The sequence below is a fragment of the Leifsonia araucanica genome, from assembly GCF_051161895.1.
Classification (GTDB): domain Bacteria; phylum Actinomycetota; class Actinomycetes; order Actinomycetales; family Microbacteriaceae; genus Leifsonia.
The window spans coordinates 3,701,692-3,714,405 of the sequence record NZ_JBMBTW010000002.1; the positions used below are offsets into that span (position 1 = coordinate 3,701,692).

The 12,714-nt window shown below is 70.7% G+C and carries 11 protein-coding genes; 9 read left to right on the top strand and 2 right to left on the bottom strand.

All coding sequences use genetic code 11. The annotated features are described in order from the left end of the window. Positions 1–2: 2 nt before the first annotated feature. The 8 genes from ACN6M5_RS17800 to ACN6M5_RS17835 are packed head-to-tail and all read left to right on the top strand — an operon-like array spanning position 3 to position 7,136. Positions 3–1,034: a thiamine pyrophosphate-dependent enzyme gene (locus tag ACN6M5_RS17800; RefSeq protein WP_434951895.1), complete on the top strand. Its 1,032-nt coding sequence runs from the start codon at positions 3–5 to the stop codon at positions 1,032–1,034. Continuing rightward, positions 1,027–2,055 (top strand): alpha-ketoacid dehydrogenase subunit beta, encoded by a 1,029-nt coding sequence (locus tag ACN6M5_RS17805; RefSeq protein WP_434951897.1) that lies wholly within the window; start codon positions 1,027–1,029, stop codon positions 2,053–2,055. Before ACN6M5_RS17800 ends, ACN6M5_RS17805 begins: the two co-directional genes overlap by 8 nt. Continuing rightward, positions 2,048–2,371 carry a biotin/lipoyl-containing protein gene (locus ACN6M5_RS17810; protein WP_434951899.1) on the top strand — a complete coding sequence of 108 codons (324 nt, stop codon included), beginning with the start codon at positions 2,048–2,050 and terminating at the stop codon, positions 2,369–2,371. Before ACN6M5_RS17805 ends, ACN6M5_RS17810 begins: the two co-directional genes overlap by 8 nt. Before the next feature lies 1 nt (position 2,372). Beyond that, the gene (locus ACN6M5_RS17815) at positions 2,373–3,143 is read left to right on the top strand and encodes an alpha/beta fold hydrolase (RefSeq protein ID WP_434951901.1); all 771 of its coding nucleotides are present in this window, start codon (positions 2,373–2,375) and stop codon (positions 3,141–3,143) included. A gap of 49 nt (positions 3,144–3,192) precedes the next feature. Next, complete coding sequence (locus tag ACN6M5_RS17820; RefSeq protein WP_085369209.1) at positions 3,193–3,696, top strand: Lrp/AsnC family transcriptional regulator; 504 nt, start codon at positions 3,193–3,195, stop codon at positions 3,694–3,696. Then, positions 3,693–5,159, top strand: a complete 1,467-nt coding sequence (locus ACN6M5_RS17825; protein WP_434951904.1) for an NAD-dependent succinate-semialdehyde dehydrogenase — start codon at positions 3,693–3,695, stop codon at positions 5,157–5,159. Before ACN6M5_RS17820 ends, ACN6M5_RS17825 begins: the two co-directional genes overlap by 4 nt. Before the next feature lies 1 nt (position 5,160). Beyond that, a complete protein-coding gene (locus ACN6M5_RS17830) occupies positions 5,161–6,348 on the top strand; it encodes a thiolase family protein (protein WP_434951906.1) in 1,188 nt (395 codons plus the stop codon). Positions 6,349–6,374: 26 nt separating this feature from the next. Beyond that, positions 6,375–7,136, top strand: a complete 762-nt coding sequence (locus ACN6M5_RS17835; RefSeq protein ID WP_434951908.1) for a 3-hydroxyacyl-CoA dehydrogenase — start codon at positions 6,375–6,377, stop codon at positions 7,134–7,136. Between the two features lie 29 nt (positions 7,137–7,165). Here the strand turns inward: ACN6M5_RS17835 and ACN6M5_RS17840 are convergent, their stop codons facing one another. Next, the gene (locus tag ACN6M5_RS17840; RefSeq protein WP_434951910.1) at positions 7,166–8,608 is read right to left on the bottom strand and encodes a helix-turn-helix domain-containing protein; all 1,443 of its coding nucleotides are present in this window, start codon (positions 8,606–8,608) and stop codon (positions 7,166–7,168) included. A 115-nt stretch (positions 8,609–8,723) separates the two neighbouring features. On the opposite strand from ACN6M5_RS17840, the gene ACN6M5_RS17845 reads away from it, so the two are divergent. Further along, the gene (locus ACN6M5_RS17845; protein WP_434951912.1) at positions 8,724–10,559 is read left to right on the top strand and encodes a phosphoenolpyruvate carboxykinase (GTP); all 1,836 of its coding nucleotides are present in this window, start codon (positions 8,724–8,726) and stop codon (positions 10,557–10,559) included. Positions 10,560–10,684: 125 nt separating this feature from the next. Here ACN6M5_RS17845 and ACN6M5_RS17850 read toward each other — a convergent pair whose 3' ends face one another. Further along, positions 10,685–12,682, bottom strand: coding sequence for an ABC transporter ATP-binding protein (locus tag ACN6M5_RS17850; protein ID WP_434951914.1), 1,998 nt, complete (start codon positions 12,680–12,682; stop codon positions 10,685–10,687). Between the last annotated feature and the right edge of the window lie 32 nt (positions 12,683–12,714).

Sequence of the window (12,714 nt, forward strand, 5' to 3'; positions counted from 1 at the left end):
GCATGACCCTGACCACTCCCGAGAGCGCCGTCGGCGAGCGCGGCGACGATGCTGCGCTCCTCCGGCGGCTGTATCGCACGATGGTGACCGTGCGGCGGCTCGACCTCGATGGTGTCGCCATGCAGCGGCAGGGCATCGTGCCCGGCTATGCGCCGATGCGCGGGCAGGAGGCCGCCCAGGTGGGCAGCGCCGCCGCCCTCGATCTGGCGCGCGACTTCGCCTTCCCGACCTATCGGGAGCTGGGCGTCGCCGTGGCGATGGGGGTCGACCCGGTCGCCTATCTCGCCTCGCACCAGGGTGCGTGGCACGGCGGGTTGTGGGATGCGGCCGCCGCCAGGCTCGCCCCGATCAACGCCGTCGTCGGCGGAGCCGTCACGCACGCCGTCGGGTGGGCGCTCGGCGCCAAGCTGGACCGCAGCGGGGGATGCGCGATCGCGTACTTCGGCGACGGCGCCAGCTCGCAGGGCGACATCCACGAGGCCATGAACACGGCAGGCGTCTCGCAGTTGCCCGTCGTGTTCTTCTGCCAGAACAACGGCTGGGCCATCTCGGTCCCCACCAGCAGGCAGGTCGCGGGCGGCTCGGTCGCCGCGCGCGCCGCCGGGTACGGGATGCCCGGGGTGCGGATCGACGGGAACGACGTCGTCGCCGTGTACGAAGCGACCCGCGAGGCCCTCGACCGCGCCCGCGACGGGGGTGGCCCGACCGTGATCGAGGCGATGACCTACCGTCTCGGCCCGCACTCGACCTCCGACGACCCCGGGCGCTACCGCAGCCTGGACGAGGAGCAGAGCTGGCTCGCGCGCGACCCGCTGTCGCTGTGCGAGGAGCGGCTGCGGGCCACAGGCACCGTCGGCGACGACTTCTTCGCCGAGGTGTCCGACACCGCGAACGCTCTCACCGAGCGGGTGCGCGCCGACGTCGCCGCACTCGGCGGACGGCCGGGCGAGGAGATGTTCGATTTCGTGTTCGCCGACGCGCCTGCTGCGCTGCTCGGGCAGAAGCGCGCGTGGGAGGAGTCACGACATGGCTGAGATCACCAGGGAGCGTGAGCGACCCGCTGCGGCCGAGGTCACCACGATGCAGCGCGCGCTGAACCGCGCGCTCGACGACGCCCTCGCCGCCGACGACCGCATCCTCGTGTTCGGGGAGGACGTCGGCACGCTCGGCGGAGTGTTCCGCGTCACGGACGGGCTGAACGCCAAGTACGGCGACGACCGCGTGTTCGACACCACGCTCGCCGAGTCGGGGATCATGGGCATGGCGGTCGGCCTCGCGATGGCCGGATGGCGTCCGGTGCCGGAGATCCAGTTCGACGGGTTCTCCTATCCGGCCATCGACCAGATCGTGAACCAGGTCGCCAGGATGCACTACCGAAGCCGTGGGGCGTTCACCATGCCGATCACGCTGCGGCTGCCCAGCTTCGGCGGTATCCGAGCGCCCGAGCACCACGGAGAGAGCCTGGAGGCGCTGTTCGCGCACGTCCCAGGGCTCAAGGTGGTCTCGCCGTCGACCCCGGCGGAGGCGTACACGCTGCTCCGGCAGGCGATCGACGACCCGGACCCGGTGATCTTCCTCGAACCCAAGTCGCGGTACTGGCACAAGGCCGCCGTGGACGAGGCCGAGCTGTCCGAGCGGCTGCCGGTGGGCGCATCCCGGGTCGTCAGACAGGGCAAGCACGTCACGCTGGTCGCCTGGGGCGCGATGGTCGCCCGCTGCCTGCAGGCCGCCGAGCTCGGCGCGGAGGACGGCGTGGAGATCGAGGTGGTCGACCTGCGCTGGCTGAAGCCGATCGACGCCGACGGGCTCGCCGCGTCCGTCGCGAAGACCAAGCGCGCCGTCGTCGTGCACGAGGCGCCGCTCACCGCCGGACTCGGCGCCGAGGTGAGCACGCTCATCACCGAGCGCTGCTTCGGCGACCTGCGCGCACCCGTGCAGCGCGTGACAGGGTGGGATGTGCCGTACCCGTCCCCGGTGCTCGAAGACGAGTACCTGCCGAGCATCGACCGCATCCTGGAAGCCGTACAGAAGACGTTGGAGTATCGCCGTGGCTGAGATCACGTTCGCCCTGCCAGACCTCGGCGAGGGCCTGCAGGAGGCGACCGTGCTGGAATGGCTGGTCGCCGAGGGGGAGTTCGTCGAGCGGAACGCGCCGCTGGTCGAGGTGGAGACGACGAAGTCGGCCGTCGAGCTGCCGTCGCCGCAGTCCGGGACCGTCGCGCGGTTCCACGCGGAGGAGGGGCAGACGCTCGAGGTCGGGGCGTCGCTGATCACCTTCACCGTCGACGACGACACCGCAGGCATCGTCGGCACCGTGCCCGTCGACGAGGCACCAGCACGTCGCGTGCGCCTGCAGCTGCCGGAGGACTGACATGACCGACTCCGGACACGAGGGCGTCGCGACCACCGGCGACGGGATGCGCATCGCATACGTCCGTCACCCGGGCGACGACCCCGTGCTCCTCGTGCACGGCTTCGCCACCACCGGAGCGCTTACCTGGGAAGCGACCGGCTGGGTCCGCGCGCTCGCCGAGGCCGGCCGCGGCGCCATCGTGCCCGACCTGCGCGGCCACGGCGCCAGCTCGGCGCCGCACGACCCTGCCGCGTACTCCCCGGAGCTTCTCGCCGGCGACCTCGTCGCCGTGCTGGATGCGGAGGGTCTCGACCGCGTGGACGTCGTCGGGTACTCGATGGGGTCGTGGGTGACGCTGGCGCTTGTCGGGCTCGCGCCCGATCGCATCCACCGGGTGGTCGTCGGCGGCATCGGAACGGTCGAGCAGTTCGCCCACTGGGGGGTGGATGCTGTGCGCTCCGCCCTGCTCGACGGCACGGACACCGTTCCTCCGGAGTCTCCGCTCGCCCCGCTGCTGTCGTCGCTGCGGCAGGCGCCGGGCGTCGACACGGCGGCGCTCGCCGCGTGCGTGTCCGGGATGGCCGCGCATCCATTGCCGCTGCGGTCCAGCGCGCCGACGATGCTCGTGGTCGGCGAGGTGGATCCGGTGACCGACGGGCGGGAGGAAGCGGCAGCCGCGCTCGGCGCCGAACTGGTCGTACTGCCCCGTCGCAACCACGTCACATCGCTGAGCGCGCGAGCGTTCAAGCAGGCTGCTCTGCCGTTCCTGGGAGCCGTCGTCAGCGTGTAGGCGTTCGCACTTTCGAGTCGTACGATGTGCGAGGACCGAAGGAGGCCGCATGCCGATCGACAAGCTGGACGCCGAGCTGATCGCGCTGCTCACCGCTGAGCCGAGGCTCGGCGTGTTCGAGGCATCCCGCAGGCTCGGCGTCGCGCGGGGCACTGTTCAGGCGAGACTCGACCGCTTGCAGCGCTCCGGGATCGTCAAGGATTTCGCGCCGACGATCGACAGCGAACGGCTCGGCTACCCGGTGACGGCGTTCGTGACGGCGGAGATCGCGCAGGGCGACAGGGACGTGACAGTCGTCTCGCACCTGAGCGAGATCCCCGAGGTGCTCGAGGTGCACACGATCACCGGCGCCGGCGATCTGATGATCCGCGCGGTCGCGCGCTCGAACGCCGACCTGCAGCGGGTGATCGACCGTATCGTCAGCGACCCGGGCATCACCCGCACCTCGACGGTGATCGCGCTGGCGACGAAGATCGACCACCGCGCCGTGCCGTTGGTGGCCGCTGCAGTGGAGGAGCGCGCAGGCGCAGAAGACATGGGAGAAGAGAGATGAACGAGCAGGAACTGCTGGCGAAGGTCCCCGACCGGCTGTACATCGGCGGCGCGTGGGTCGACGGCACGTCGGGCCGCAGCATCGACGTCTTCGACCCGGCGACGGGGGAGTCCATCAAGACCATCGCTGACGCGTCGGAGGCGGATGGTGCTGCCGCTCTGGATGCTGCCGTCGCCGCTGCCGACGACTGGGCGGCCACGGCGCCGCGCGTGCGCGGGGAGATCCTGCGCAGGGCGTTCGACCTGCTGCAGGAGCGCCGCGACGAGTTCGCCCTGCTGATGACGCTCGAGATGGGCAAGCCCCTCGCCGAAGCCAACGGCGAGGTCACGTACGGCGGCGAGTTCCTGCGCTGGTTCGGCGAGGAGGCCGTGCGCATCGCCGGACGCTACGCCACCAGCCCGGAGGGGACGGGGCGGATGATCGTCTCGCAGCATCCCGTCGGCCCGTGCTTCCTCATCACGCCGTGGAACTTCCCGCTCGCGATGGCCACCCGCAAGATCGCGCCAGCACTGGCAGCCGGATGCACGGTGGTCGTCAAACCCGCCGCCCTCACCCCGCTCACCACCCTCTACTTCGCGAAGCTGCTGGAGGACGCCGGGCTGCCGCCCGGCGTGGTGAACGTGATCACCACCTCCACGTCCGGCAAGGTGTCCGGACCAATCATCGCCGACCCGCGCCTCCGGAAGCTGTCGTTCACCGGCTCGACGGAGGTGGGGCGCTCGCTGCTGAAGCAGTCCGCGCAGAACGTGCTGCGCACCTCGATGGAGCTCGGCGGCAACGCGCCGTTCGTCGTGTTCGAGGACGCGGACCTCGACAAGGCGGTGGAGGGTGCGATGCTCGCCAAGTTCCGCAACATCGGGGAGGCGTGCACCGCGGCCAACCGGTTCATCGTGCACGAGTCGGTCGCCGACGAGTTCGCAGCACGCGTCGCCGAACGGGTGCGCGGGATGCGCGTCGGCCGCGGCACGGAGGAGGGCGTCACCATCGGCCCCCTGATCGACCAGGATGCGGTCGACAAGGCGGCGACGCTCCTCCAGGATGCCGTCTCCCGCGGCGCGACCGTGCTGGCGGGCGGGTCGCGCATCCCGGGCACCGGCACGTTCTTCGAGCCGACCGTCGTCACCGACGTTGCGGCGGGGAGCGACATCCTCCGCGAGGAGATCTTCGGGCCTGTGCTCTCGATCGTGCGTTTCGCCGACGAGGACGAGGCCGTGCGGATCGCCAACGACACCGAGTTCGGGCTGGTCTCCTACGTGTTCACGAAAGACCTGGCGCGCGGCCAGCGGATGATCGAGCGGCTGCAGACCGGGATGATGGGCCTCAACGTCGGCGTCGTCTCCAACGCCGCTGCACCGTTCGGCGGCGTGAAGCAGTCCGGGCTGGGCCGCGAGGGCGGCCTGGAAGGCATCCACGAATACCTGTCCACGAAGTACACGCTCACCCCCGACCCGTTCGGAGCCTGAGATGGCAGCCGAAGCGGTCATCGTCGACGTGATCCGCACCCCCTCCGGGCGCGGCAAGCCGGGAGGGGCGCTCTCGGACATCCACCCGGCCGACCTGCTCGCCGGGGTGCTGGTCGAACTGCTGCACCGCAACGGGCTCGACCCTACGCTCGTCGACGACGTGATCGGCGGATGCGTCACCCAGGCGGGCGAGCAGGCCGGCAACATCACCAGGACGGCCGTGCTCAGCGCGGGCTTCCCGGAGAGCGTCCCCGCCGTGACCATCGACCGGCAGTGCGGGTCGAGCCAGCAGGCGGCGGCGTTCGCGGCGCAGGGCGTCATCGCGGGCGCGTACGACATCGTGATCGCGTGCGGGGTGGAGTCGATGAGCCGCGCGCCGATGGGATCGAACGTGGGCGGCGCATCCATCGGAGGGGCGCTACTGAAGCACCGCTACCCGGACGGGCTGGTCAACCAGGGCGTCTCCGCCGAGCTGATCGCCGAGCAGTGGGGGTTCGCCCGCACCGAGCTCGACGACTTCGCCGCCCGCTCGCACGCGCTGGCCGCGGAGGCCGCCTCGTCGGGAGCGTTCGACGGCGAGCTGGTGCCCGTGCCGACACCGGACAGCGGAAGCGTCACGGCCGACGAGACCATCCGGCCCGGCACGACACCGGATGCGCTGGCCGCGCTGAAGCCGTCGTTCCGCACCGAGGCGCTCGCCGAACGCTTCCCGCAGCTGGACTGGCGGATCACGCCGGGCAACTCCTCCCCGCTCACCGACGGGGCATCTGTGGCGCTCATCATGAGCGCTGAGGCCGCCGAGCGGCTCGGGCTGCGACCGCGGGCGCGCTTCCACAGCTTCGCGGTGGCCGGGAGCGACCCGCTGCTGATGCTCACCGGCGTGCTCCCTGCGACGCGGAAGGTGCTCGACCGCAGCGGCCTGCGGCTGGACGAGATCGACGCGTACGAGGTGAACGAGGCGTTCGCGCCCATCCCGTTGCTGTGGCAGCGCGAGTTCGACACCGATCCGGCCAAGCTGAACCCGCACGGTGGCGCCATCGCGCTCGGGCACGCGCTCGGCTCGTCCGGCACACGGCTGCTGGCCACCCTGCTGAGCGAACTCGAAGCATCCGGTGGCCGCTACGGCCTGCAGACCATGTGCGAAGGCGGGGGCACCGCCAACGCCACCATCATCGAAGTCCTCCGCTGAACGCGGCACACGCGAAAGGGAAAACCATGCAGATCGACGGATGCTCGGCCATCGTCACCGGAGGCGCCAGCGGGCTCGGCAACGCCACGGCCCGTGCCCTCACCGAGGCCGGCGCGCACGTGGTCGTGCTCGACCTGCCCGGCTCGGAAGGCGAGAAGGCGGCGACGGCCCTCGGCCCGACCGCGCGTTTCGTGGCCGCCGACGTGGCCAACGAGGATCAGGTGCGGGCGGCGGTGGAGGTCGCGTCGACGCTCGGCCCGCTGCGGGTGGTGGTCAACTGCGCGGGGATCGCGACGGCGGCGAAGGTGCTCGGCAGGGACGGCGTCCTCCCCCTCGAACAGTTCGAGAGGGTGATCAGGGTGAACCTCATCGGGACGTTCAACGTCGTGCGGCTGGCCGGGGCCGCGATGGTGCAGACCGAGGCGCTGGGGGAGGAGCGCGGCGTGATCGTGAACACCGCATCCGTCGCCGCGTTCGACGGCCAGATCGGGCAGTCGGCGTACTCGGCGTCGAAGGGCGGGGTGGCGGCCATGACGCTGCCGCTGGCCCGCGAGTTCGCCAGGGACCTCATCCGGGTGGTCACCATCGCGCCCGGCATCTTCGAGACGCCCATGATGGCCGGCCTCCCGCAGCCTGCGCAGGACTCGCTCGCGGCTCAGGTCCCGCACCCCTCCCGCCTCGGCAAGCCGACCGAATACGCCGCCCTGGCCCTCCACATCGTCCAGAACCCCATGCTCAACGGCGAGACCATCCGCCTCGACGGAGCCATCCGCATGCAGCCCCGCTGACCGGCCGCCCCCATTGCTTGGGGAAGCGGTCAGGAGGCGGAGTGGGCCTCGAGGAAGGTGTAGACGTCGGAGTCGTCGACGCCGGGGAACGAGCCGGAGGGCAACGGAGAGAGGATGTGCGCGTGGAGGCGCGCGCTCGGCCACGCGTGGCCGGCCCAGCGGCTCGCGAGCCCGGCGGGCGGCCGCTTGCAGCACGACTCGTCCGGGCAGTGCGACTCGGCCCGCGCCGTCGTCTCCCTCCCGCGGAACCACTTGGCCTGGTCGAACGGCACGCCGACGCTGATCGAGAACCCGCCGGCCGAGGTCGTGCCGGTCTGGGTGGCGCACCAGTACGTGCCGGCCGGAGTGTCGGTGTACTGGTACATCTCCGTGGTGCGGTTGGTGTGCGTGAACGCCGACCGCGCTCCCCACTTGCGGCAGACGATCTGGCCCTCGATGGATCCGGTCACATCGGTCGGCAGCGGAAGGCCGTCGTTCTCGTAGCCCTTGTAGAGCGCCCCGTCGTCGCCCACGCGCAGGAAGTGCAGCGTCATGTCTAGGTGCGTGGTCGCCAGGTTGGTGAGCCGGAGCGCGGCGGCTTCGTGGGTGACGCCGAACGCATCCCGGAAGTCCTCGACCGCGATGTCCTTGTCGTCCTTGGCCTGCTTCAGGAAGCCGACGGCCGCCTCCCTGGGCATCAGGCACGACGCCGCGAAGTAGTTGATCTCGAGCCGCTGCCGCAGGAAGTCCGCGTAGCTCTGCGGGCGTTCGTGGCCGAGCAGCCGGTGCGCCATCGCCTGCAGCGCCATCGACCGCAGGCCGTGACCGCCCGGGATGCTCGCGGGCGGCAGGTAGATGCGCCCGTTGGCGAGGTCGGTGATCGAGCGGGCGGAGTGCGGCAGGTCGTTGACGTAGATCAGGTCGAAGCCGAGCTGCTCGGCCATGATGCTGACCTCGCGGTGGGTGAGCGCGCCGTGGGTGTGCCCGGAGGCACGCACGCGCTCCTCGGCCAGCTCTTCGATCTCCGCGATGTAGTTGTTCTGCGCCCGCATCCGCTCGCGCAGCTCGGTGTTAGCCCTGCGGGCCTCCTCCGGGGTGGCGATGGCCTCCGATGCGCGCCTGCTGAGCTCCCTGTGCATCCCGACGAGCGCTTCCAGCGTCTCCGTCGGCGTTCCCTTGGTCGGCTTGACGGACGGGAGCCCGAGTGAGTTGTAGAGCGGGCCGCGCTGCGCCCTGGCGAGCTCGATCTCGAGGGCGGCCCGCGCATCCGGTGGCTCGGCGGACAGCAGATCGGCGAGCTGGACCCCGAGCGCCGTCGCCAGGGTGGCGAGCAGCGTGACGCGCGGCTCGCGCTTGCCGTTCTCGATGAGCGACAGCTGGCTCGCCGCGACCCCGGTGGCGGCGCTCAGCTCGTCGAGGGTGAGGCCGCGCTGGGTGCGGAAGTGCCTGATGCGGTGGCCGAGCGTCGCAACGTCGGCGGTGGACTGCTCCATGCCTTCACGATAGCGAAAGAATCGCGATTCTTTCCAGGCTTTCGATGCAGATTAAGCCGGAAAACTCACGGATGCTTGGTTCACAGCCAAACTTTCAACCCGAGAGGACTCCGGAATGACACTCGCCGAGCTCCCGCTCTCCGACCTCGATGACCAGCCGGACGGCCTGGACGCCCTGCGCGCCTGGGTCGCCGGGATCGCCGCCATCACGCAGCCGGACGATGTCGTCTGGTGCGACGGATCGCTCGCCGAAGCAGACAGGCTCACCAAGCAGCTCGTCGCGGAAGGCAAGCTCATCCGCCTGAACCCGGAGTGGCGGCCGAACAGCTTCCTCGCCCGCACGGACCCCGGCGACGTGGCCAGGGTCGAGGACCGCACCTTCATCTGCTCCGTCGACGAGTCGGACGCGGGCCCCACGAACAACTGGCGCGAACCGGAGGGGATGCGCGCAGAGCTGCGCGAGGTCTTCACCGGCAGCATGCGCGGTCGCACCATGTACGTCGTCCCGTTCTCGATGGGCCCGGTCGGCGGCCCGATCTCGCAGGTCGGCGTGCAGCTCACCGACTCCGCGTACGTCGCCGTCAGCCTCGGGATGATGACCCGCGTCACCGCGACGGTCCTCACCCTCATCGAGGCAGGGCAGCCGTGGGTCGCGACCGTGCACAGCGTCGGAGCGCCCCTGGTGGATGCGGACGGCACGCGCCACGACGACGTCGCCTGGCCGTGCGACGAGACCAAGTACATCGTGCAGTTCCCCGAGACCAGGGAGATCTGGTCGTACGGCTCCGGCTACGGCGGGAATGCGATCCTGGCCAAGAAGTGCTTCGCGCTGCGCATCGCCTCGGTGATGGCGCGGGACGAGGGCTGGCTGGCCGAGCACATGCTGATCGTCAAGGTGACGTCGCCGGAGGGGCGCGCGTTCCACATCGCCGCGGCGTTCCCGTCCGCGTGCGGCAAGACGAACCTCGCGATGCTCCGCCCGAGCATCCCGGGCTGGACGGTGGAGACGGTCGGAGACGACATCGCTTGGCTGCGTCAGGGGCCGGACGGCCGCCTGCGCGCGATCAACCCGGAGGCGGGCTTCTTCGGCGTCGCTCCCGGCACGGGGCCGGCCACCAACGCCACGGCGGTCGACACGCTGTGGGGCAACACGATCTTCACGAACGTCGCCCTGCGCGACGACGGCGACGTGTGGTGGGAGGGCCTCACCGAGGAGCCGCCCGCGCACCTCATCGACTGGCGCGGGGAGGACTGGACGCCGGCGAGCGGCCGTCCCGCCGCGCATCCCAACTCCCGGTTCACGGTGTCGGCCGCACAGTGCCCGGCGATCTCCGACGACTGGGACGCGTTCGACGGGGTGCCGATCGACGCGATCCTGTTCGGAGGGCGCCGGGCCACCAACGTGCCCCTCGTCGCCCAGTCCCGCGACTGGAACCACGGCGTCTTCCTCGGTGCGACCATCTCGTCCGAGCAGACGGCCGCCGCGGAGGGCACCGTCGGCGAGCTGCGCCGCGACCCGTTCGCGATGCTGCCGTTCTGCGGATACAACATGGCCGACTACTGGGGCCACTGGCTCCGAATGGGGGAGAAGCTCGGCTCGAACGCCCCGGCGATCTTCCAGGTCAACTGGTTCCGCAAGGGAGAGGGCGGCCGGTTCCTCTGGCCGGGATTCAGCGAGAACGCCCGCGTGATCGAGTGGATCGTGCGTCGCGTCGAGGGCAGCGCTGGGGCAGTGGATGCTCCGATCGGCCGTCTGCCGATCCCCGCCGAACTCGACCTCGACGGGCTCGACCTGCCGGACGCCGACGTGGATGCGCTGTTCGACGTGGACAGGGACTCCTGGCTGGCCGAGTGCGACCTCACGGAGGAGTTCTTCTCCCGGTTCGGCGACCGGGTCCCCGCCGCGCTGCGCGCCGAGCTCGCGTCGCTGCGCTACCACCTGCGCGCCTAGCCGCAGCCGCGCCGCGTCCGCGCCGCCCCGACCCCCGCGCCTGACCGCGGGTACACAATCGAGTCCGAACTTGTTCACCCCGCTCCCCGGCGTGTCGCGTGAACAAGTTCGGACTCGATCCTTTGCTAGACGAGCAGCTGGTGCTTGGCGAGGTCGCGGTAGAGGGGGGTGGAGGCGACGAGCTCAGAGTGCGTTCCGGTGTTGAGCACGCGGCCGTGGTCGAGCACGACGATCTGGTCGGAGTCGACGACCGTCGAGAGCCTGTGCGCGATGACGATGAGGGTCCGGTCCTCGGCCACGGCGTCGATCGCCTCGCGCATCAGCTGCTCGTTGCGTCCGTCGAGGCTCGACGTCGACTCGTCGAGCAGCAGCACGGGAGGGGCGGCGAGCAGCGCGCGGCCGATGGCGAGACGCTGGCGCTCGCCTCCGGACAGCATGATGCCGTCTTCGCCGACCGGAGCATCCAGGCCCTTGTCGTCGCGTTCGAGCACCTCGGTGAGGTTGACGGCGTGCAGCACCTGGATGCACTCCTCGTCCGTCGCATCCGGAGCCGCGAGCTTGAGGTTGTCGCGCAGCGAGCCGGCCAGCACGGGGGCGTCCTGCTCGACGTAGCCGATCTGGCCGCGCAGTGCTGCGCGGTCGAGGGTGCGCACGTCGAGGCCGCCGAAGCGCACCTCGCCGGCTGTCGGGTCGTAGAAGCGCTCGATCAGCGCCAGGATGGTCGACTTGCCTGCACCGGACGGCCCGACGAGCGCGGTGCGCTTGCCGCGCGGGGCGGAGAAGCTCACGCCGTGCAGCACACCGGACAGCCGGTGCTTTCCTGCCCCGTCCGTTTCGCCGTCTCCTCGCCCGGCGGCGACCTCGGCCTCGGCGACGATATCCGTGCCGCCCATCGCCTCGAACGCGAGCCGCTCCATGCTGGCGGCGCCGTCGGCCGCGGTTGCTTCCTGCGCCGTTCCGGCCGGCGTCGGCTCCGCCTTCACCGAGGAGTCCGGGTAGGAGAAGTGCACGTCCGCGAACTCGATCGCCGGCGCATCCGGTGCGAGCCCTTCGTTGGCGGCGCCGATGCTGAGGGCGAGCGGGGCGATGTCCCTGTCGTGCTGGTCCTCGGCAGGCAGGTCGATGATCTCCTGGATGCGCCCGAGCGCACCGAGCGCGGAGTTCACGGCCGTGACGGCCCCGAACGCCTGACCGAGCGGCAGGATCATCATGAACAGGAACAGGATGAACGCCACCAGGTTCGCCACCGTGATGGCGCCGCTCGCCACGCGGAAACCGCCGACGCCGAGCACGACCAGGAACGACACCTGCATCGCGATGCCGGCCACAGGGACGACGAGCGCCGAGATCTTCGCGACCTGGATGCCCATCTTCCATGCGCCGGTCGCGTCTGCGTCGATCGCCGCGATCTCGCGGTCCGTCGCGTTGGCGGCGCGGATGGTGCGCACAGAGCTGATCGCCCGCTCGACGGAGGCGGCGAGGTCACCGACCTTCGCCTGCGCCCGCTGGCTGGCCACCCGGATGCGCCCGGAGAGCAGCGTGACGACCACGATCGACACCGCGATGACGAGCACGGTCAGCCCGAGCAGCACCGGGTCGATGATGAGCATCGCGATCAGAGCGCCGATGAAGGTGAGGGCGCCGCCGATCGCCTCCACCAGCCCCTGGGTGAGCACGGCGCGTAGCAGCGTGGTGTCCGAGCCGACCCGCGACACCAGATCGCCCGTGCGGCGGGTGTCGAACTCGCTGATCGGGAGGTTGAGCATTCGGGCCACCAGCCTGCGGCGGGAGGAGAGCACGACACCCTCACCCGTGCGCTGCAGCAGGTAGTGCTGATAGCCGGAGATCAGGGCGGAGACCACCACGAGGATCACCAGCAGCCAGACCAGGCCACCGAGCGGCTGCTGCTTGCCGACGATGTCGATCACCTGGCTGACCAGCAGCGGCTGGGCGAGGCTTGCCGCAGCGCCGAGCACGCTGAGCACGATGACGACGCTCAGCACGGCCTTGTGCTCGAACAGGTATGGAAGGAGCTGGCTGAACTTCGCGCGGGGGCCTTCGTCGTCGCCCTTGCCTGGTCGGCCGAGGCGTCGCCGCGGTTGGCTGGTCTGTTCGGTGGTCATGACTGTCTCGTTCGTCTTTTCGGGATTCGTGG